A 20,981-nucleotide genomic window follows, 5' to 3' on the forward strand; every position below is an offset into this window, starting at 1 on the left:
CTTATCGGCCTTTCACCCCATCGAGCGTCACGGTTGTCGAACTAGTCGTAAAACCTTCGAATGCTTGCGGAAGGGCGCAGGGTAAGGCACTCCGCACGGGCCCGCCCGTCCGGAGGCGGCGCCTCCGGGGGCCGCTTATCGTGATCGAGGGCGCTGTTCTCGCGGTCCGCAGCGGGCGCCCCTGGAGGCATCGATGCTGGCCAAGCTGTCCACGCGGCGCTGTGCGCTGACCGGAGCGGTGGGCCTCGCTCTGCTGAGCGCGGGGCTGCCCACGGCGACCACCCACCGCGACGGGCCCGACCTCTCACGGTTCTACGACCAGAAGGTCAGGTGGTCGAAGTGCGAGGGCATGGAGGCCCCCAAGGATCTCCAGTGCGGCAAGATCACGGTCCCCCTCGACTACGCCAAGCCCAAGTCGGGAACCCTCCAACTGGCCCTGGCCCGTTATCGGGCGACCGGGAAGCCGAAGGGTTCGGTGCTGCTGAACTTCGGCGGCCCCGGTGGCGCCGGCGTGAGTGAACTCGCCTCGAGCGGCGACGAGTTCATGGGTCTGGCCAAGGGGTACGACGTCGTGTCCTTCGATCCGCGCGGGGTCGGCCGGTCCTCGCCGGTCAGCTGCGGGGACGGCACCGACGAGGCGCTCGCGGCGGCGGAGGGCGGTGACGATCCGCGGGCGCTGCTGCGGCAGTTGAAGCGGGTCGCCGCCGCCTGTGCCGAGCACTCCGGCCCCGTCCTCCCGCACATCGGCACGGTCAACGCCTCCCGCGACATGGACGTCATGCGCGCGGCCCTCGGCGACAAGAAGCTCAACTACCTGGGCTTCTCCTACGGAACCCGGCTCGGCGCGGTCTACGCCGCTCAGTTCCCGAAGAAGGTCGGCCGGTTGGTGCTCGACGGTGTGGACACACTGACGGAGCCGCTCACCGAGCAGAGCAGGGTGGGTGCGGAGGGCCAGCAGATCGCGCTGGAGGACTTCATCGACTGGTGCACCGAGGACATCGCCTGCCCCTTCGGCCAGGATCCCCGCACGGCCCGGGAGCAGGTCGTCCGGCTCGTCGACTCGCTCGACCAGGATCCGCTGCCGTCCGACTGGGGCTACGACTTCACCGGCCAGGACCTCGTGGGCGCCATCGCACAGGCCCTCTACAGCAGGGAACTGTGGCCCTTGCTGGAGCGGGCCCTCGCCCAGCTCGTCGAGGACGGGGACACCCGGGGCATCGAGGCGTTCGCCTCGGGCGGGATCACGCTCCCCCGCCACGCGAAGAGCGACGGCGAGCTGGCCGACGGGGACGAGGTCCCGCTGGACAATCTGCCGGCGGCGCTGATGGCGATCAACTGCGCGGACGACCCCGACCGGCCCACCGCCGACGAGATCACCCGCGGCCTCGGCCGGCTGCGCGCCGCGTACGAGGACGCCTCCCCCGTCTTCGGCCGCTACCGTCTCACCGAGGTGCTGACGTGCTACGGCCGCCCCAAGGGCACCGACTTCATCCGCGACGAGGTCCGGGACGTCGACACCCCGAAGATGCTCCTCGTGGGCACCCGCGGCGACCCGGCGACGCCGTACCGCTGGACCGTGGAGACGGCGAAGCGGCTCGGCGGCTCGGCGGTCGTGCTCGACAACAAGGGCGACGGCCACACCGGGTACGCCTCCTCCCGGTGCGTCCAGCGCAAGGTCGACACCTTCCTCCTGTACGGGACCCTGCCGCCCAGCGGCAGCTCCTGCGGTTCGGAGACGGACGACGAGTGAGATCCGCCGCCGCGGACAGGGCACCGGGGGCCCGGGACTCACTCTTCCCAGTGCGCGAGGCGGTCCATGGCGGCCGCGGTCCGCTCGAAGCCGTCGTCGCCGAGCAGGGCGCGCACTTCGGCGTTGAAGCGGTCGATCTCGGGCCGGGCCGCCTCCAGTGCCGCCTGCCCGCCCTTCGTCAACTCCAGCACCACGGCCCGGTGTTGCCTCGGGTGCGCCTGCCGCGAGAGCAGCCCCGACGTGGTGAGGCGTCCGACGAGCCCGGTGACCGCGGACTCTCGCAGACCGAGCGCGTGGGCGAGCCCCTGCTGGGTGATGCCCGGCTCTTCCTGTACGGCGAACAGCGCACCGAGCTGTGCGGTGGTGACGCCGGCGACGGCGAGGCAGCGTCGGTCCAGCGTGGTGCGCAGACGGTGTGCCGCCCGCTGCATCAGGTAGTACAGGCGCTGATCCGGCTCGACCATGGGCCGATCTTGACAGAGGACACCGAGCCGCGCCACCCTCACTTCACTAGTGAAGTGACAGTGAGAGGTGGGCCTGACCATGGATCTGGACCTCGCACAGAAGGTCCTGGCGGAGCAGCCCTTCAGCAGACTGCTGGGCGCCCGTGTGACGGCGTTCGGGGACGGTGAGGCGACCCTCGAACTGGACATCCGGCAGGACCTGTTCCAACAGTACGGCTTCGTCCACGGCGGAGTGGTCTCCTACGCGGCCGACAACACGCTGACGCTCGCCGCGGCCACCGTGGTGGGGCCGGGCCTGATCACCTCCGGCTTCACCATCGACTACCTGCGCCCCGCGACGGGCGAGATCCTGCGCGCGCACGCCCAGGTGGTGCGGGCCGGCCGCACCCGGGTCGTGAGCCGCTGCGACGTGAGCACGGTGGACGCCGACGGCCAGCGGACGCTGTGCGCGGTGGCCCAGGGGAACATCGCGGTGATCGACGCGAAGAACTAGGTCAGAACTCCACCGGGTCCCGCACGATCGGGCACGTCATGCAGTGCCCACCGCCACGCCCGCGCCCCAACTCGGCGCCGACGATGGTGATGACCTCGATGCCCGCCTTGCGCAGCAGGGTGTTGGTCTGCGTGTTGCGGTCGTAGGTGAACACCACGCCGGGCTCGAGCGCGACCGCGTTGTTGCCGCTGTCCCACTGCTGGCGCTCGGAGGCGTAGATGTCCCCGCCGGTCTCCACGACCCGCAGGCCGGGCAGGCCCAGCGCCTTGGCCACGACGTCCACGAAGGGCGTCGAGCCCTCGTCGACGAGTTCCACGCCCGGCGCCTTGTCGCCGGGCCGCAGGGAGAACGTGTGGACGCCGTCCATGATGGCCGGGTAGAGGGTGACCAGGTCGCGGTCGGCGAACGTGAAGACCGTGTCGAGGTGCATGGCGGAGCGCAGTTTCGGCATGCCGGCGACGATCACGTGCTCGGCGGCGCCGTTCCGGAACAGCGCCGCGGCCACCTGGGTGATGGCCTGACGTGAGGTGCGCTCGCTCATGCCCATCAGGACGACGCCGTTGCCGACGGGCATGATGTCGCCGCCCTCGAACGTCGCCTGCCCCCAGTCGAGTTCGGGATCACCCCACCAGACGGTGGAGCCCGCGAAGTCGGGATGGAAGGTGTAGACCGCCTTCATCAGCAGCGTCTCGTCGTGCCGGGCCGGCCAGTACAGCGGGTTGAGCGTGAGGCCGCCGTAGAGCCAGCACGTGGTGTCCCTGGTGTAGAGGGTGTTGGGCAGCGGAGGCATGAGGTACTCGCGCACGCCGGTCGACTCCCGGGCGAGTTCGAGGTAGGGCGTGCGGAAGTCGTCGGGCAGGTCGGTCGTCGCGAGACCGCCGATCAGGTACTTGGCCAGGCGCTCCGGTTCGAGGGACTCGAGGAACGCGCGCGTAGTGTCGACCAGGCCGAGGCCGACCTCGTTGGCGACGATCTTCCGGTCCAGGAGCCAGTCCCGAGCGCCCGGGACCGCCATGGTCTGGGCGAGCAGGTCGTGCAACTCGACCACGTCGACGTCGCGTTCGCGCAGTTTGTTGACGAAGTCGGCGTGGTCGCGCTGGGCGTTCTCCACCCACATGACGTCGTCGAAGAGCAGGTCGTCGGAGTTGGTGGGGGTGAGTCTGCGGTGGGCGAGCCCGGGCGCGCAGACCAGCACCTTGCGCAGTCTGCCGACCTCGGAGTGGACGCCATGGGCGGGACGGCTGTCTTGACTGGTCACGGTGGGGCACCTTTCCGGACGACTGGGAGGTCAGAGGCTGATCCAGCCGAGGGCCAGCGCGACGATCCCGAGGACCGCGCCGGCCACCGAGACGGCGAGGATGACGTACTCGCGCGGCGAGAACAGCGCTCTGCCCTGCTCCCTGCGCGCCATCACGAACAGCACGGTGGCGGGGGCGTAGATGATGAAGGAGACGAGGACGAACTTCAGCCCGGCCGCGTAGATGAGGAACGCGGTGTAGACCGTGGCGAGGGCGGCGATCATCAACTGCCCCCGCTGCCCGCCCCAGCCGATCTTCACCGCGAAGGCGGCCGCCAGCAGGAACGGGATCAGCGTCAGCGCACTGGTCAGATCGAGGGCGAAGTTGAACGCGTCGTCCGAGAACAGTGTGATGACGAGGAAGATCTGACTGAGCAGCGTGGACATCACGAGGGCCGGCACGGGCACGTCGGCCGGCGTCGCGCGCTTCAGGAACCGCGGCATGTCGTCGTCCTTGGCGGCCACGTACAGCACCTCGGCGGCCATCAGCGTCCAGGCGAGATACGCGCCGAGGACGGAGACGATCAGGCCGACGCTGACGAAGACCTGGCCCCAGTTGCCGACGGCGTGCTCCAGCACCCCCGCCATGGAGGGCTGACGCAGTTCGGCGATCTCGGCCATCGGCATCAGGCCGTACGACACGATGGTCACCGACGCGAAGACCGCGAAAACGCTGAGGAATCCGAGGATCGTGGCCCGGCCGACGTCCGCACGGCGTTTGGCGTGCCGGGAGTAGACGCTGGCGCCCTCGACGCCGAGGAAGACGAAGACGGTGGCCAGCATCGTGCCCTTGACCTGGTTGAACAGGGAACCCGCGTAGTCGGCGCCGCCGAAGTTGTCGGCGAAGACGCTCGGCTCGAGGTAGAAGAGCGCGAGGATGACGAAGACGATGATCGGCACGACCTTGGCGACCGTGACGATCCGGTTGATCGCCGCCGCCTCCTTCACGCCCCGGCTGATGAGCGCGAAGAACAGCCACAGCCCCACGGAGGAGAGCACCACCGCGAGCACGGTGTCGCCGTCGCCGAGCGCGGGTGCGATCGCCCCGACCGTCGACATGATCAGCACCCAGTACGTCACGTTGCCGACGCAGGCGCTCGCCCAGTAGCCGAACGCCGAGAAGAAGCCGAGGTATTCGCCGAAGCCCGCCTTGGCATAGGCGTACACGCCCGCGTCGAGGTCGGGTCTGCGCACCGCGAGCGTCTGGAAGACGAAGGCCAGCATCAGCATGCCGGTGCCGGCCACGGCCCACGCGATCAGGGCACCGGCGACTCCGGTCTCCTGCGCGAACCTGCGGGGCAGGGAGAAGACGCCGGCACCGACCATCGAGCCGACCACCATGGTGGTGAGCGTCGGGAGGGAGAGTTTCGCGGCGGGGGGAGCCTGGGTCTGTGTGTCGGCCTGGGTCATGTGCGTCCTACGACGGTGGGAGCACCACCGTCGTGCGCGGCACAGGGCCGTCCCTCGGTGATGCGGAGAACGTCATCCGGCGACTCAGGCGACGCTAACAGCGAATCACCCTGAATGCCCGACTTGGTTGCCCCTAATGCCCTATCCGGCAATCAGTCCTATCGTGCTGATATGGAGCACGCACTCAGTCCCACGACCCTCACAGAGCTGCGGCGCCCGCGCCCCTATCCGGCCGTGTCCGTGCTGACGCCGACACATCGCCGGGAGCCCGAGAACACCCAGGACCCGGTCCGGCTGCGCAATGTCGTGGCCGCGGCCAAGAAGCAGTTGGAGGCCGATCCCGCGGTCAGCCGGGAGCGGCGCGCCGATGTCGAACGACAGCTCGACCAGGCCCTCTCCGAGGTGGACCTGGCCCATGCCGAGGACGGCCTGGTGATCTTCGCCGCTCCGGGTGAGCACCAGGTGTGGTCGCTGGCCCGCGCCGTACCCGAACGCGTGGTCCTCTCGGACACCTTCCTGACCCGCAATCTCGTCTCCGCGCAGGCCTCCGAGCGGCCGTTCTGGGTGCTCTCGGTCTCCGCCGACCAGGTCACGCTGTGGAACGGCGGCACGGACCGGGTCACCGAGCACCGCGCCGGCGGCTTCCCGCTGACCAGGAGCCGGGAGAACTTCGACGCCGAGCGCCAGGAGCGGATCGGCGATCTGCCGAGCACCTTCCGCGACGAGGACACCCGTCACTTCCTGCGGGATGCCGACACCGCGATGGGCAGACTCCTGCGAGAGGACCCGCGGCCGCTCTACATCACGGGCGAGACCGCGGCGCTGTCCGCGCTGGACGAGGTCGGAAGCGCCACCAAGGACGCCGTCCACGTCCCGCACGGCGGCCTCGCGCACGGCACCCCGGACGCGGTGTGGCAGGCCGTACGACCGCTTCAGGAGGCCGAGGCCCGCAAGAACACCGCCGCCGTGACCCGCGAGCTGGAGACGGCACGCGGTCGCCGGGCCTTCGCGGCCGGCGTCGACGAGGTGTGGCAGAGCGCCCGGGAGGGCCGCGTCCGCTTGCTGGCCGTCGAGGAGAACTACCGGGTGACCGTCCGCGACGAGGGCGGCGACCATCTGGTCCCCGCGCTGAGCGGCGATCTCGACGCCCGCGAGGACATCGTGGACGAGATCGTCGAGCAGTGTCTGGAGACCGGCGCCGAGGTCCGCTTCGTACCGGACGGCACGCTGGGCGACGCGAGCGGGATCGCGGGGGTTCTGCGGTACTGAAGACCGGAGCGCCCTCACACACTTCCGAAGAGGGCGCTCAGACCGCGGTCCACCTCCGCACTCAGATCCTCCTCGCCGGCCGCGACCACGGCGTACGTCCGCAGCAGGAAGCGGTGCAGCGCGGAGGTGTCGAACTGCAGCAGGGCCAGCCCGTACGGCGAGTGGAGCTCCACGACCGTACGGGCGCGTCCGCACGGCCACAGGTGCACGTCCCCGGCGCCCGCCGGGCCGCGCAGCCCCGCCTCCAGCAGGGAGCGGGCGAAGGTCCAGCTGACCACCTCACCGTCGAGCGCGACCTCGGGCGGGAAGTCGAGGTGCACCGCGAGCGGGTCCGCGGAGGTGTAGCGGAGCGTCGTGGGGACGGGCAGTTCCTGCTCGTCGCCGGTGATCAGGCGGCCGTGGGCGGACTGTTCGAGGTCGATGTCCATGGTCGGTCTCCACTACGGGTCGGAGGTCGGCCGTATTTGCCGATGTCTGTACGAGCTCGCAGATGCCGTTTGCATTACGCCGAAGCCCGCATCAATTGATGTGACCTGCGTCACTCGCCAAGCGGTGTGAGCGGTTCTTCGCCCGCCGAACCCGCCCATCGGGACCCCTGCGCGCGACGCCCCGGCACCGTCCGGTCCCCGCCTGCCGACCCATAGAACAGGGGGCCGTCGAACACATAAATGAATGCTGACCCGGAGGCCCTCAGGATCCGTCAACTCACGTACCCTGACTACGACTTGCCCCATCGGGTGACGTACGCCAATCGCACGGGGAAACCCCTCCGTGAAGACTGTGGCATATGCCAGAAGCACCACCGTATCGTGTGTTGCCGAATCCCTTACAGGGCGTCGCGGGCTGTGCCACAGTCGTAACGGTCCCTCCGCCAGCCTTGGCCGTATCTCCCCGCATCGGAGCGCGTCATGCCGTCCCATCTCTCTGCGGACCGCCCACCCGCCCAGCCGCCGGGCGGCGGCTCGGTCGACGCGCTCATATCGCAGACGCGACGGCTCAAGGGCGACGTGCACGCCGTACGACGGGACGCCCAGGACGACGGATCGGACCCGCAGGGACGCTGGCAGCGCGCGCTGTACGACCTGGCGCTGCACCAACTCAACGACCTGGACGAGCACTTGGCCCAGCTGCGGGAGGGCCCACCCGCGCCCGCGGTGGTCGAGCCGGCCCCCGCCACCGGAACCGCGCCGACCGCTCCCCGGCGCGACTCCCTGCTCAGCAGGGTGGGCAGCGCGGAGTGGAACCTGCTGACGGACGAGGCCAGTTGGTCCGGCGAGCTCTACCAGATCCTGGGCCGCGATCCGCAGACTCCCCCGCTCACCCTCGACGAACTGCCGTCCCTGGTCCTCGACGAGGACCGGCCGAGGCTGACGTCGATGGTCACGGACTGCCTCGTCGACGCCAAGCCCATCGACGGGGAGTTCCGCGTCCTGCGCCCGGACGATGCCGTGCGCACCGTGCACATGATGGGCGAGCCCGTGCTCGACGCCGACGGCAGCACCGCGTCCATGTGGGCCGTGCTGCGGGACGTCAGCGAACTGCGCCGCAGCCAACGGGTGGTGAGCGAGACCCGTGACTCGCTGCAGCACCACCAGCACCGCGCGCAGACCGAGCACCGGCTCGCGGTCGAGCTGCAGGAGGCTGTGCTACCGCCGTGGCGCGGCTCCCTGCGGCTCCCGCGACGCAGCCCCGAGACCCTCGATCTGGCGGCGCGCTATCTGCCGTCCTCGACGAGCGCGATGATCGGCGGCGACTGGTACGACGCCCTCGAACTCGCCGACGGCGACATGCTGCTCAGCGTCGGCGACCTCACCGGCCACGGCGTCGCCGTGACCTCGGGCATGGCGACCCTGCTGGGTGCCGTGCGCGGCATGGCCATGGCGGGCACCCAGCCGGGACAACTGCTGTCCTGGCTCAACCAGTTACTCGACGCCACCGTGCAGCCCGCGCTCGGCAGCGCGATCTGCTGCCGCTACCGGCCCGAGACCCGCACCCTCGCCTGGGCGCAGGCCGGACACCCCGCCCCGCTGCTGTTCCGCGACGGGACGGGGCGCAGGCTGAGCGCACCGGACGGCGTCCTGCTCGGCGCGACCTCGGGCGCCTCCTACGAGCAGGCCGAAGAGCCCCTCGAACCCGGCGACCTGCTCGTGCTGCACACCGACGGGCTGGTGCCCGGGCACGACAGCATGGCGGCCGTGAACCGTCTCCTCGACCTGGCCCCGCGTTTCGACGAGGCGCGCACCGCACAGGACTGTGTACGGATGGTCGTGGAGGAGTTCGGCGGGACCGAGCGCGAGGACGACGCCTGCGTGCTCATCGCCAAGGTGACCGGCTGAGAATCGGCCGCCTGAGAATTCGGGGTTCCAGCGCACAAACCCCCTATGCCCGTGCGCTGTTGCCGCCCTTGGCCACCCTCGGCAGGGCCAGCTTGATCTCCTCCCTCAGCTCGTAGATCTTCGGGTAGCTGGAGTACTCGGCGGTGAGCCGGTACATCTGCCGCAGCCGGTCCCAGGTGCGGTGCGAGGAGTTGGATCCCATCGACACCAGAGCCAGCCGGGCGTACCGGTCCGCCTGTTCCGGGTCGTCCGCGATGAAGCAGGCCGAAGCCATCGACAGGAAGTCGAAGATCTTCGACCGCTGCCGTCCGTCGACCCGCAGCGCCAGGGCCTTCTCCGCGTAGTGCTGGGCGTGCACGGCCGCGGTCGGCTCGTGCTCCGCCAGCGTGCGGTAGGCCAGGGCCTGCATGCCGTACAGATCCTCCTCCTTGAAGGTCTGCATCCAGCTGGGCGGTGGCACGTCGCCCTGGTCCGAGACGAAGAGGTCCTCCGCCTGTCCGAGGGTGCGGCGCATCGCCTGCCCCTTGCCCATGGACGCCTGTGCCCAGGCCTCGATGGTGTAGAGCATCGCCCTGGTGCGCGGCAGCACCTGTTCCCCGGAGCCGGACTGGGCGAGCTTCATCAGGTCGAGTGCGTCGTCGGGCCGGCCCAGGTGCACCATCTGGCGAGCCGCTCGGGAGAGCGCCTCCCCGGCGCGGGGCCGGTCGCCGCCCTCACGGGCCGCATGGGCGGCGATGACGAAGTACTTCTGGGCCGTGGGCTCCAGGCCGACGTCGTGCGACATCCAGCCCGCGAGCACGGCGAGGTTGGCGGCGACGCCCCACAGGCGCCGCTGCAGATGATCGGGGTGTCGGTAGGCGAGCATGCCGCCCACCTCGTTGAGTTGGCCTACGACCGCCTTGCGCTGCAGCCCGCCGCCGCGAGCCGCGTCCCACGCCCGGAACACCTCGACGGAACGCTCCAGTTCCTCGATCTCCTGCGATCCGATGGGGGCGGCCTCGTAGCGGTCGAACCCAGCGGGGTCGGCGTGCAGGGGATCGTCGAATCTGGGGGCGTCGGCCGTCAGGGACGGATCGGAGTGCAGCCAGTCGTGCATGGCGCTGCTGAGTGCGGATCCTGCGGTGAGCGCGACGCCCGCACCCACCAAGCCGCGTCGGTTGAGCATGAGGTCCATTCCCGTGAATTCGGTGAGGACCGCCGCGGTCCGCTCGGGCGCCCACGGCACACCGTCGGGATGTTCCACACTCCCGGCGTCCTGCCGTTTCCCCGTACGCCCGTGCCGGACCAGACCGAGGTCCTCGATGGTCACGACACGGCCGAGACGCTCGGTGAACAGGGCAGCCAACACACGGGGCACCGGATCGCGCGGGATCTCTCCCGTGTCGATCCAACGCCGCACCCGTGAGGTGTCGGTCGACAGCTGGGGGTGACCCATGGCCGCCGCCTGCCGGTTGACCAGCCTCGCGAGTTCACCCTTGGACCAGCCGGCCAGGCCGAACAGGTCCGAAAGGCGGGTGTTGGGTTGTCCGCTCACGTCAAGCCCCCAGGTTCTCGGCTGAGTTGACAGTAGCCCGGTGGGAGGTGCCGAGCGACTATTCGCCAGGGTTCGCCAGGGTGCGCCAGATGGTGTGCCACTGGGCCATGGGTGTCAGGTAGGAACGCGCCACCCCGACCCGGCCGCTGCCATATGACGGGAGCACTCCCCAGGGTGCACCTCGGGCGGTCGGGCCGGGTCAGCGCACTGCGCAGACATGCACTGCAGGCACACGAAGGGATCTGTTTCGCCCATGTACGCAGCATCGTCCTCCGTGTCCGCCCCGCCCCGGCCGCTGCACCCCCGCCCGGCGGGCAGCGGTCCTTACCTCGACCCCGCTCGCCCGGCGGCCCCCGTGCTCGGTGCCGGCAGGACGCGGCGCGCTCCGGGGCTCGGCACCCAACCGCTCAGCGGGAGACTCGACTTGTCCGGCCCTCAGGGCGCGCAGCTGCGTACGGCGATCGCGTCGGTGCACCGGATCTGTCCGGAGTTCGCTCCGGTCCAGGTGTTGCGCCGCAGCGGTCGCTCCGTCCTCCTGGTGGGGACGACCGGGCGCAGCACGGCCGTCGCGAAGTGTTTACTGGACCACTCCCCCGCGTGGGCGGAGCGGATCCGCCACGAGATAGCGGCATACCGCTCGTTCGTCCGGCACCGCCCGCCCGTGCGGGTGCCCCGGTTGATCGCGGCGGACCCGGACAACTGCACCCTGGTGATCGAGCGGATGCCGGGACGCGTGGCGGCGCTGCACCGGCACCCGGCGGAGGCCCCGCCGCGGGCGGACATCCGGGCGGCGCTCGGCGCGATCTGCCGGCTGAACGCCTGGCGGCCGCCGGCGGGCACCTTCGACGCCCCGCTGGACTACGCGGCCCGTATCTCCCGCTACCACGAGCTGGGGCTGCTCACCGACCGGGACATGGGTGACCTGCAGAAGCTGCTGCACGGCATCGCGACGACCTCGGGCCGGCACGGCATGGGACAGTTCTGCCACGGCGACGCACTGCTCTCGAACATCCTTCTGTCACCGGCCGGTCCAGTGCTGGTGGACTGGGAGCACGCGGGCTGGTATCTGCCGGGGTACGACCTGGCGACGCTGTGGTCGGTGCTCGGGGACGCGCCGGTGGCCCGTCGTCAGATCAGCCAGATCGCGCAGTCGGCGGGCCCGGCCTCGCGCGACGCGTTCCTGGTGAACCTGATGCTCGTGCTGACCCGTGAGATCCGCACCTATGAAACGGCCGTGCAGCGTTCGATGCACGACACGACCCCGGCGGCACCGGGAGTGGCCCACCCCGGTGCTGCGCCGTCCGGCGAGGAGCAGCGCCTACTGCTGAGGCGGCTGCACGACGACTGCCAGCTGGCCCGACGGGCCGTACGCGCGGCGGTCGGCACTCGCTGACGGGGACGAGGGTCCGCGGTGCGCCCGAGACAGCGGCGCACCGCGGACCTTCGTATGTCCGCCCTCGCACGGCCGCTCGCAAACAGCCCATTGGTGTAAGCCACTGACGCCCCGCAGGCCCGCAAGGTGCCGCCACGAAACTCCCGGGACACCCGCTTGACAAGGGAATTCGTCTTTCCCTGGGCATGATTGACGGATCGTCGGCCAGCCGGTACCACTGACGCACGCCCGGCCCCGCACGGCTCATCGCGACCGACCGTCCCAGGAGGCTGCAATGCGAGGATCCGACCCGACCAGCGCCTCCGGGCACAGACATACGCGAGCCGCCGTCGGCGCGGTCGCCACCGCGGCACTGCTGCTGCCCCTGCTCGGCGCGACCCCCTCCGGCGCACAGAGCTCGGCGAACAGCCTCCAGCTGGCGTTCGCCTCGGCGGCCGCCCGGTACGAGGTCCCGCAGAGCGTCCTCCTCGGCGTCTCCTACCTTCAGTCCCGCTGGGACGCGCACGCCGGGGCACCGAGTGTGACCGGCGGCTACGGCCCGATGCACCTGACCGACGCCCGGACCGCGCTCGCCGAGGCCCCGCACCACAGCGAGGGCACGGAGGACGCGCGCGGCGACAGCGCCCGGGCGGCCCTGCTGCCCGAGACGGAGGTGCCGGCGCCGAAGGAGTTCCCGGCCCGGCTCACGACGTTGCCGAAGGCGGCGGAACTGACCGGGCTCAGCGCCGAGGAACTGCGGACCGATCCCGCGGCGAACATCGCCGGCGGCGCCGCACTCCTGGCCGACGCGCAGAAGGACCTGGGCGAACCGCTCAGCGATGACCCCGCGGATTGGTACGCGGCGGTGTCCCGCTTCTCGGGCGCCGACGACACCGCGACGGCGACGGCCTACGCCGACGACGTGTACGACGTGATCCGCACCGGCGAGGAACGCGCCACGGACGCCGGCCAGCTGGTCGCCCTGGCGGCCCAGCCGGACGTCACCCCCGACACCTCCGCCATGAAGCGGGCCGGTCTCCGCACGCTCGGCCGCGGGGCCACGCAGTGCCCGAAGTCGGTGTCCTGCGAGTGGATCCCGGCACCGTACGAGGAGTTCGGCGACAACGACTACGGCAACCACGACCTGGGCGACCGCCCGACGTCACAGAGCATCAAGTACATCGTCATCCACGACACCGAAGGCACCTGGGAAGGCGTCCTCAACCTCGTCCAGGACCCCACCTACGTCTCCTGGCAGTACACACTGCGCTCCACCGACGGGCACATCGCCCAGCATGTGAAGGCCAAGGACGTGGCCTGGCACGCGGGCAACTGGTACGTCAACGCCAAGTCGATCGGTCTGGAGCACGAGGGCTTCCTGGCCAATCCGGACGCCTGGTACACGGAGGCGATGTACCGCTCCTCGGCGCGGCTGGTGAAGTACCTCGCCAAGAAGTACGACATCCCGCTGGACCGGCAGCACATCCTCGGCCACGACAATGTGCCGGGCCCGACCACGGCCACCGTCGGCGGCATGCACACCGACCCCGGGCCGTACTGGGACTGGCGGCACTACTTCGAGCTGCTCGGCCACCCCTTCAAGGCCGCCGGCGGCAAGGAGGCCGCGCTGGTGACGATCCGGCCCGACTACGCGACCAACCAGCCGGAGTACACGGGCTGCGTCACCAAGGGCGAGCCGTGCGCGGCGCACGGCTCCAGCGAGGTACGCCTGTACTCCGGGCCGGGCAGGAGCTACCCCCTGATCAAGGACATCGGTCTGGGCACGGTGCCGGGCACCGGGGTGAACGACATCTCCTCGCGGGTCTCCACCGGTCAGCAGTACGCGGTCGCCGGGCGCGACGGAGACTGGACGGCGATCTGGTACCTGGGCCAGAAGGCCTGGTTCGAGAACCCGAGCAAGGACCCGGCCGCGGTCAGCGCGAAGGGCCAGGTGGTGACGCCCAAGGCCGGCGTGGAGAGCGTCCCGGTGTACGGGCGCGCGTACCCCGAGGCCTCCGCGTACCCGGCGGGAGTGCCCGCGCAGGCGGTGTCGCCGCTGCCGTACAAACTGCCCAAGGGCCAGAAGTACGTGGTCGGCGACAAGGTGCCGGGTGAGTACTACTATGCGGTCACGTTCACCACGGACTCGCACCAGGTCGTGGTCGGCAAGGATCTCTACTACGAGATCCAGTTCGGTCACCGGGTGGCGTTCGTGCGGGCGGCCGACGTCGACGTGCAGGTCTCCCGGTAGGGAACGTCCGGCGGTTGGCGGCGCCACTCCTCGGTGAGAGGCGGTCGCGGAGGTTCAGGCCTTCCAGGTGTAGTGGCGGCCCGCGACCGCCTTGAACGTCAGCTCGCCGCTTGCGAACAGGTCACTGCGCAGGGTCAGTTCACGTGTCCGTACCGCCGCCAGCGCGATCCGGGTCGCCCGGCCGCCGACCCACTCGACGTCGACGGTGGCACCGCCACGGGCCCGCAGTCCGCGGACCGAGCCGTCGGGCCAGGCGGCGGGCAGGGCGGGCAGCACCTCGATCACGCCGTGCTGGCTCTGCAGGAGCATCTCCACGATCCCCGACGTGGCACCGAAGTTGCCGTCGATCTGGAACGGCGGGTGGGTGTCCCAGAGGTTGGGCAGGGTGGAGAGCCGGAGTTGTTCACCGAGCATGAGGTGGGCGTGGTCGCCGTCGCGCAGCCGGGCCCAGAAGTTGACCTTCCACGCCTTGGACCAGCCGGTACCGCCATCACCGCGGGCGGTGAGGGAGACCTTGGCCGCCTCGGCCCACCGGCTGCCGGGCTCGATCTGGCGTCCCGGGTGGAGGGCGAACAGGTGGGAGACATGGCGGTGTTCGTCGGTGGGATCGTCCAGGTCGGCCTTCCACTCCTGGAGTTGTCCCCAGGAACCGATGCGCAGGCCGGGGTCGAGCCGCCCGAGCGTCTCTTCCAGACGGCGGCGGAAGCCGGGTGAGTCACCGAGGATCCGGGCCGCTTCGAGGGTGTTGGTGAACAGGTCGTGGACGATCTGCTGCGACATGGCCGCACCGGCCGTGAAGTCCCCGTGCTCCGGCGAGTAGCTGGGCGTGACGACGAGGGTGCCGTCGCGCGGGTCGGTGCGCAGGTTGTCCAGCCAGAACTCGGCGGCCTCCTTCAGCACCGGGTAGGCGGTGGTGCGGAGGTAGGCCGTGGAGCCGCCGAACCGGTAGTGCTCGTAAAGCTGTTGGGTGAGCCAGGCCGCCGCCTCGGGGAACCAGAACGCGGTCGCCCAGTCGTGCACTCCGGTGAAGCCGTACGGATTGGTCTCGTTGTGCACGACCCAGCCGCGCGAGCCGAACATCTCCCGTGCGCTGCGGCGTCCCGGAGCGCGCAGCGCCTCGACGAAACGGTCGTAGGGCTCCGTCGTCTCGGCGAGGTTCGCGGCCTCGGCGAGCCAGTAGTTCATCTGCAGGTTGATGTTGACGTGGTAGTCGGCGGACCAGGGCGGCGAGGTGCTCTGGTTCCAGACGCCCTGGAGGTTGGAGGGCAGGGAGCCGGGGCGTGAGGAGGCGATGAGAAGGTAGCGGCCGTACTGGAAGAAGAGGGCTTCCAGGGCGCGGTCGGCCGCGGTCGGGCCGGCGGTGTAGGCGGACAGCAGCCGGTCCGTGGGGACGTCCGCGGGCGGTTCCTGGCCGATGTCGAGGGCGACCCGGCGGAACAGAGCGCGGTGGTCACGCAGATGGCGGCGCAGGAGCGCCCGGTGGTCGGTGCCCGCCTGCTGGACGGTCCGGGTGACGGTGGTGTGCGGGTCCGCGCCCCGGTAGTCGGGGTAGGTGTCGGCGTAGTCGGTGCCCGCGGCCAGGACGAACCAGGCGCTGTCGGCGCCGGTCACGGTGACGGTGCCGTCGGTGCGGGAGCTGAGGGTGCCGCCCTGGCTGTGGACCCGGATCCGCGCCTCGAAGCGCAGACCGTTGTCGGTGAGCGCGCCCCGCACGGTCAGGGTCCCGTCGGCCGCGGTGGTGGTGAAGTCGGCGCGCGGCGAGGTGTACCGGAGGGTGAAGGTGACGCTGCCGGGCCGGTCGGCGCTCAGCCGGCCCACGATCGCGCCGTCGGGGTGGGAGGCGAAGAACTCCCGCCGGTGGCGCACCCCTTGGTCGGTGTACGTGACGGACGCGACGGCCTTGTCGAGGTCGAGCTCGCGGCGGTAGTCGTCCGGGGTGGTGGCCGGTGCGCCGGGGAGGTCGAGGTGGAGGTCGCCGAAGGTCTGGTGGGCGCCGTAGCCGACGCGGCGCTGGCCGAGGCGGGCGGCGACCGCGTCGGGGTCGAGGGTGGTCCGGGCGTCGAGATCGTCCTGGACGGCGGTGACGGCGCCGGGGCGGGCGTCGCGCCAGTTGCCGTGGTCGTAGCCCTGGGCCGAACCGGGGCCGCCGGTCCACAGGGTCTTCTCGTTGAACTGGAGCCGTTCGGAGGCGAGGGTCCCGAAGATCATGGCGCCGAGTGCGCCGTTGCCGATGGGGAGGGCTTCGCGTTCCCAGTCGGTGGCGGGGGTGGCGTACCAGAGCACCAACGGCTGCCCCGATACATCGGAGGAATCGGCGGCCGCTTCTCCGACACCGGCCCCTAACGCGAGCGCACCGGCACCGCTTGCCGCGGCCTTTAACGTCGTTCTTCGAGTGATCTCATACGACATGACCTTGACGCTAGAGGTCCGATGACTTGGCGACAAGGGTCATGACAAGGCGTGCGGGATCCCGAACAGGGAGGGGTCGGGGTCAGCCCTGCTGGAAGAGCTCCGCCGGCAGCGGCTTCAGGAGGGCGTACAGATCGTCGGTGATCGGGCGGTCCCACGCGGCGATGGTCACCAGGACGTTGTCGCTGCGGTCGAACTGCACGCAGGAGATCCGGCCCTCGGAGAGCTTCAGGCGCCGCACCACCAGGAGGTTGTCGCCCTGCATCACCGGCACGTCCTCGGCGCCCACGACGGTCACCTCCTCCTCGTTCTCCAGCGCGATCAGCAGCTGGGCCACCTCGAAGGGGACCTCGCCCTCGGCGAGCTCCCGGGCCGGGGAGCCCTCGGGGAGGTTGCCGATGATCATCGCGGGGCCGCGGCCGCCGAACAGGTCGTAGCGCAGGAAGACACCCTGGCAGGTGCCGTCGGGAGCGGGCAGCAGACCGGCGCCGAGGTTGCCGGGCCAGTCGCCCGGGTCCATGGCCAGGACGTCGAAGTCGGGGCCGGCGGGAGTTGCGCTGCGGCGGCGGAGGAACGACATGCGCCCATGGTACGGGGTGCCGTTCGACGATGGGCACGTGCGGTCCTGGGGTGCTTCGGTCGATATCCGGGTGCGGGTGGGTGGGAGCTGGGCGCGCCCGCGCGGCGGAGCCGTCCATCGACACGGCCCCGCGCCCCTTGGTGGGTGGGGCTACGTCGGTTCGAGAGCCGACGCCAGTCCACTGTGGTCGGTGCCCAGCTTTCGGTAGACCGCCGAGAGCAGGCGGGTGACCGCCGGCTCGTCGATGCCGAGCCCGTCGGCGATCTCACGCTTGGTGCGGCCCTCGGCCGTCATGGTGGCTGCCGTGCGCTCGCGAGTCGTCAGCGTGTCCGTATCCGTGCTGTGGAGGCGACGCGGGCGCAACCCCGCCGCCGCGAGTTCGTCGCGGGCCGCCTCCACCAGGCCGTCCGCTCCGCACTGCACCGCCGCGTCCAGGCCTCGGTAGAGGTGCTCCGCCGCCTCCGTGGGGCGCCCCGTGCGCCGTAGCTCCGTCCCCAGCGCCACCAGCGCGCATGCCAGCTCGTAGGCGGCCGGGGAGCACTCCAGGTGGGCGACCGACTCCTCGAGGTACTTCACCCGGACCGTGCCCGAGGACACCTCGGCGGCCGTGCGCAGAGCCTGGCCGATGGCGGAGGGGGCGCCGAACTGGCGGGCGCGGGCCAGCGCTTCGAGGGCGGTGGAGACCGCGCGTTCGGGGGCGTCGTGGCTCTCGGCTCGGGCGAGGTGGAGCTGCCAGGGGCACCAGGCGGGGTTGCGGATGCCACGGGGGTCGAGACGGCGGCCCGCCGCCGCGAGCTCGGCGGCCGCTTCCTTGGTGAGGCCGCGGGCGAGCAGCAGTTCGCCGTGGACCGTCTGGACGTCGGGGAAGACCACGGCGGCCGGGAAGGGTTCGTTGAAGGAGTAGTCCTCGGCGGTCTGCGCGGCTTCCGTGACGCGCCCGCGGGCCAGCAGGACCTCGATCAGGATGCCGACGGCGTACCAGTGGGCGGGTGTGCCCGGCCCGACGCGTTCGGCCAGCCTCAGTCCCGCGCGCACGAAGTCCTCGGCCTCGGCGAGCCGGCCGCGGCGGAAGCGGAGGTAGGCGAGGAGCGTGTAGCCGAAGGAGAGGTGGGCGCCGCGCCAGCCCTGCCGTTCGAAGTCGGCGATCCCGGCGGCGAAGAGCTCTTCCGTACGGCCGGGGCGGTCCGCGTACATGAAGGCCATCGCCACCAGTACGGGCACCTCGAAACCGCGGTCGGGTTCGGCCCAGCCGAGACCGCCGACGAGGGCGCGTTCGGCGTGGTGGAGGACGACGTGGGCGGGTTCGCCGCGCAGCGTCGCGTCCCAGGCGCGCAGGCCGATGATGTACCGCTCGGTGAGGTCGCGGCCCTTGAGACGGTCGGCGAGTCTGGTGAGACGGCGGGAGCGGGAGGGGTGGTCGGGCTCGTCGGCACGGAAGGCGTCCCACATGAACTGCTCGGCGACCATGCGCAGTTTGACGCGCGCGTCCTCGGTGACGCGGATCTCCCGGGCGAGGGTGTCGGAGGCCTCGGCGAGCCGGTCGCTGTGGGCGAGGACCTGGGAGAGCCGGTAGACGATGTGATGCCGCAACTGTCGGTCGGCGATGGGCTCCTCCAGCGCGGCGCGCAGATGGTTCACCGTGGTCGCCGGTTCGGTGAGCAGGGACGCGCTGCCCAGTTCGTACAGCACGGCTGCCCGGTCCTCGAAGAGCGGGGGCTCGCGCAGGGCCCGGGCGAGGTAGCTGCGGGCGGCGTCGGGGGCTCCGGAGCGGACCGTCTCGCCTGCGGCGGCGCGCAGTTGCTGTACGACCCAGGTGTCGCCGTCGGGGTGGGTCTCCAGGAGATGGCGGGCGGCGGCCGAGGGGCCCTGTCCGTCGTCGATGACGCACCAGGCGGCCTGGCCGTGCAGGGCGACACGGACCCCCGGGGGGATGGCCCGGTAGACGGCGGTGGCGATGAGCGGGTGGACGAACTCCAGGGTGTCGGCACCGGTGAGGACACGGGCGCCGCGCAGGGCGTCCGCGGCGTCTGCGGCCTCCTCCTGGCCGAGCCCCGCGACGGCGGCGGCCAGCAGGGGGTGGATCTCGGTGCCGAGGACGGCGCAGGCCCAGGCGAAGCGGACGGTGGAGGTGCCGAGCCGTTCGAGCCGGGCGATCAGTCCGCTGCCCTTGACCGCGGCGGCGAGGTCGCGCAGCAGATGGGCACCGGCCTCGGTGGGGGTCAGGCCGCGGTCGCGCACCTTGGCCGTGAGTTCGACGGTCTCGAAGGGGTTGCCCGCGGTGACGGCCCAGCACTCGCGGCAGAACGCGTCGTCGGCGTAGGTGCCGAGTGCTTCGCGGACGAGACCGGCGACGGCGACCGCGCTGAGCGGCTCCAGGTCGAGGGGACGGCCCCCGGACCGGCCGGGCAGCACCCGGAACGACTCGGCGTGATCAGGGAGTTCGTCGGGCCGGTACCCGACGACGAGCAGCAGCGGGAGTTCCTCGGCGCGCGGCGCGAACGCGGCCAGCCAGCGCAGTGATTCAGGATCCGCCCAGTGGGCGTCGTCGAGGACCAGGACCATCGGCGCGCGCTGCACGGCGAGATGGGTGAGCACCCAGTCCAGTCCGTCCCGCAGACCCTGCTGATCGGGCGGGGCGCCGTCGGTGGGCGCGCACAGTCCGAGGGCCGGGCCGACGATGTCGTACCAACTGCCCAGCCGGGCCCGGAGATCGGTCTCCGCCGCGCCGGCGAACTGGGGTTGCAGAAGTTGCCGGGCCACGTGGAAGGCGACGCGCTGCTCCTGGTCCCCGCCGCGCGCGGAGAGCACGGTGCAGCCCCGTGCGGCGGCACGTCGGCGGACCTCGGCCAGCAGGGTCGTCTTGCCGATCCCGGCCCTTCCGGCGAAGGCGAGCAGCGCGCCGCGCGGCCGGCCGGACGACTCCGACCCGTCCGCGCGCAGACCGGTGAGCTCGCCCAGCGCCTCGTCCACGGCGGCGAGTTCACTCTCACGCTCGAAAAGCGTTTTGCTGCTCCTGGTGCTGCGCCGACCCATGGTGCACCCCCTGCCACGGTGGTACACCCACGCGGGGAGCGGGCGCGCACCGTGACCTACAGGCACCTCAGCGTACGCTTCCGGCGGGCGGCGCGAGCCCGTCTCGGCGGGCTCCGCCCAAGTCAACTCGAACAGGTCGGCCTTGATCGGTCCGACTCGTCACGGTGTGCGGCTAGGCGCTCCCCTTGTGCCGCTCATGATGCCGGGCCACCCGGGCCCGGTTCCCGCAAGCCGGCTTGCACCACTCCTGTCGCGGATGCTCCTTGACGAAGTACCGCACACAGCGCGGCGCGTGGCACGCGCGCAACCGCTCCCGGTCGGGGCCCGCGAGGAAGCCGATCACGGCCTGCGCGAGGACCGCCGTCAGTTCCCCCTCGCCGCGCACCGCCCGATGCCGTACGGAGGGTCCGGAGCCGTCGGGCCAGCGCAGAACCGGGACGGTGGGGGTGCGAGCGGCAGCCGCGTTGAGCAGTTCGACGGCTTGCGGTGCGGGCAGCAGCCGCGCGGCGTCGGCGGGGCTCGGCTCTCCGGGTCCTACCGCGCGGGCGAACAGGGCCCGGACGGCGGCGCGCAGCTCTCGTACGGCGGTCAGCTCCGCGTCTGCGGCCTCGTACGCGGCGGCGTCCGGCACCACGTCGGGGTGGGCCCGCACCCATGCGGTGAGCCCGGCGGGCTCGCCCAGGTCATCGGCCACGCCCCCGTGTCCGTCGTGGCGGACGGTGAGGGCGAGGTCGAGCGCGAGGCGGGTGTCCCTGTCGGTCGAGTCCTGCATGGACCTAATGA

15 protein-coding genes are annotated in these 20,981 nt (G+C 71.2%); 6 read left to right on the forward strand and 9 right to left on the reverse strand.

The window, feature by feature from the left end:
* Positions 1–193 precede the first annotated feature (193 nt).
* The gene (locus OG381_RS06925) at positions 194–1,750 is read left to right on the forward strand and encodes an alpha/beta hydrolase (RefSeq protein WP_327715220.1); all 1,557 of its coding nucleotides are present in this window, start codon (positions 194–196) and stop codon (positions 1,748–1,750) included.
* 38 nt (positions 1,751–1,788) lie between these two features.
* On the opposite strand, the gene OG381_RS06930 is transcribed toward OG381_RS06925, so the two are convergent.
* Positions 1,789–2,214 (reverse strand): MarR family winged helix-turn-helix transcriptional regulator, encoded by a 426-nt coding sequence (locus OG381_RS06930; protein ID WP_327715221.1) that lies wholly within the window; start codon positions 2,212–2,214, stop codon positions 1,789–1,791.
* Positions 2,215–2,293: 79 nt separating this feature from the next.
* Here OG381_RS06930 and OG381_RS06935 point away from each other — a divergent pair, with 79 nt between their 5' ends.
* A complete protein-coding gene (locus OG381_RS06935; RefSeq protein WP_307034574.1) occupies positions 2,294–2,707 on the forward strand; it encodes a PaaI family thioesterase in 414 nt (137 codons plus the stop codon).
* 1 nt (position 2,708) lies between these two features.
* Here OG381_RS06935 and OG381_RS06940 read toward each other — a convergent pair whose 3' ends face one another.
* Together OG381_RS06940 and OG381_RS06945 are read right to left on the reverse strand one after the other, a co-directional pair.
* The gene (locus tag OG381_RS06940) at positions 2,709–3,965 is read right to left on the reverse strand and encodes an arginine deiminase (protein WP_327715222.1); all 1,257 of its coding nucleotides are present in this window, start codon (positions 3,963–3,965) and stop codon (positions 2,709–2,711) included.
* 30 nt (positions 3,966–3,995) lie between these two features.
* A complete protein-coding gene (locus OG381_RS06945) occupies positions 3,996–5,414 on the reverse strand; it encodes a basic amino acid/polyamine antiporter (protein ID WP_327715223.1) in 1,419 nt (472 codons plus the stop codon).
* Positions 5,415–5,585: 171 nt separating this feature from the next.
* Here OG381_RS06945 and OG381_RS06950 point away from each other — a divergent pair, with 171 nt between their 5' ends.
* Positions 5,586–6,683 carry a baeRF3 domain-containing protein gene (locus OG381_RS06950; protein ID WP_327715224.1) on the forward strand — a complete coding sequence of 366 codons (1,098 nt, stop codon included), beginning with the start codon at positions 5,586–5,588 and terminating at the stop codon, positions 6,681–6,683.
* Between the two features lie 14 nt (positions 6,684–6,697).
* Here the strand turns inward: OG381_RS06950 and OG381_RS06955 are convergent, their stop codons facing one another.
* The gene (locus OG381_RS06955) at positions 6,698–7,111 is read right to left on the reverse strand and encodes an SsgA family sporulation/cell division regulator (RefSeq protein ID WP_327715225.1); all 414 of its coding nucleotides are present in this window, start codon (positions 7,109–7,111) and stop codon (positions 6,698–6,700) included.
* Positions 7,112–7,591: 480 nt separating this feature from the next.
* On the opposite strand from OG381_RS06955, the gene OG381_RS06960 reads away from it, so the two are divergent.
* Positions 7,592–9,019, forward strand: a complete 1,428-nt coding sequence (locus OG381_RS06960; RefSeq protein ID WP_327715226.1) for a PP2C family protein-serine/threonine phosphatase — start codon at positions 7,592–7,594, stop codon at positions 9,017–9,019.
* 43 nt (positions 9,020–9,062) lie between these two features.
* Here OG381_RS06960 and OG381_RS06965 read toward each other — a convergent pair whose 3' ends face one another.
* Positions 9,063–10,553, reverse strand: coding sequence for a DNA-binding protein NsdB (locus OG381_RS06965; protein WP_327715227.1), 1,491 nt, complete (start codon positions 10,551–10,553; stop codon positions 9,063–9,065).
* Between the two features lie 253 nt (positions 10,554–10,806).
* Between OG381_RS06965 and OG381_RS06970 the strand changes: the two genes are divergently transcribed.
* Positions 10,807–11,946, forward strand: coding sequence for an aminoglycoside phosphotransferase family protein (locus OG381_RS06970; RefSeq protein ID WP_327715228.1), 1,140 nt, complete (start codon positions 10,807–10,809; stop codon positions 11,944–11,946).
* A 274-nt stretch (positions 11,947–12,220) separates the two neighbouring features.
* Positions 12,221–14,176 carry an N-acetylmuramoyl-L-alanine amidase gene (locus tag OG381_RS06975; protein ID WP_327715229.1) on the forward strand — a complete coding sequence of 652 codons (1,956 nt, stop codon included), beginning with the start codon at positions 12,221–12,223 and terminating at the stop codon, positions 14,174–14,176.
* Between the two features lie 54 nt (positions 14,177–14,230).
* Here OG381_RS06975 and OG381_RS06980 read toward each other — a convergent pair whose 3' ends face one another.
* The 4 genes from OG381_RS06980 to OG381_RS06995 form a co-directional block, all read right to left on the reverse strand.
* Complete coding sequence (locus tag OG381_RS06980; RefSeq protein ID WP_327715230.1) at positions 14,231–16,459, reverse strand: glycoside hydrolase family 95 protein; 2,229 nt, start codon at positions 16,457–16,459, stop codon at positions 14,231–14,233.
* A gap of 208 nt (positions 16,460–16,667) precedes the next feature.
* On the reverse strand, positions 16,668–17,165 hold the full coding sequence (locus tag OG381_RS06985) for a hypothetical protein (RefSeq protein ID WP_327715231.1): 498 nt from the start codon (positions 17,163–17,165) through the stop codon (positions 16,668–16,670).
* A gap of 150 nt (positions 17,166–17,315) precedes the next feature.
* Positions 17,316–20,198: a helix-turn-helix transcriptional regulator gene (locus OG381_RS06990; RefSeq protein ID WP_327715232.1), complete on the reverse strand. Its 2,883-nt coding sequence runs from the start codon at positions 20,196–20,198 to the stop codon at positions 17,316–17,318.
* A gap of 172 nt (positions 20,199–20,370) precedes the next feature.
* Positions 20,371–20,970, reverse strand: a complete 600-nt coding sequence (locus OG381_RS06995; RefSeq protein WP_327715233.1) for a CGNR zinc finger domain-containing protein — start codon at positions 20,968–20,970, stop codon at positions 20,371–20,373.
* Positions 20,971–20,981: the final 11 nt, after the last annotated feature.

Origin of the sequence: Streptomyces sp. NBC_00490 (genome assembly GCF_036013645.1) — a bacterium.
GTDB lineage: Bacteria > Actinomycetota > Actinomycetes > Streptomycetales > Streptomycetaceae > Streptomyces > Streptomyces canus_F.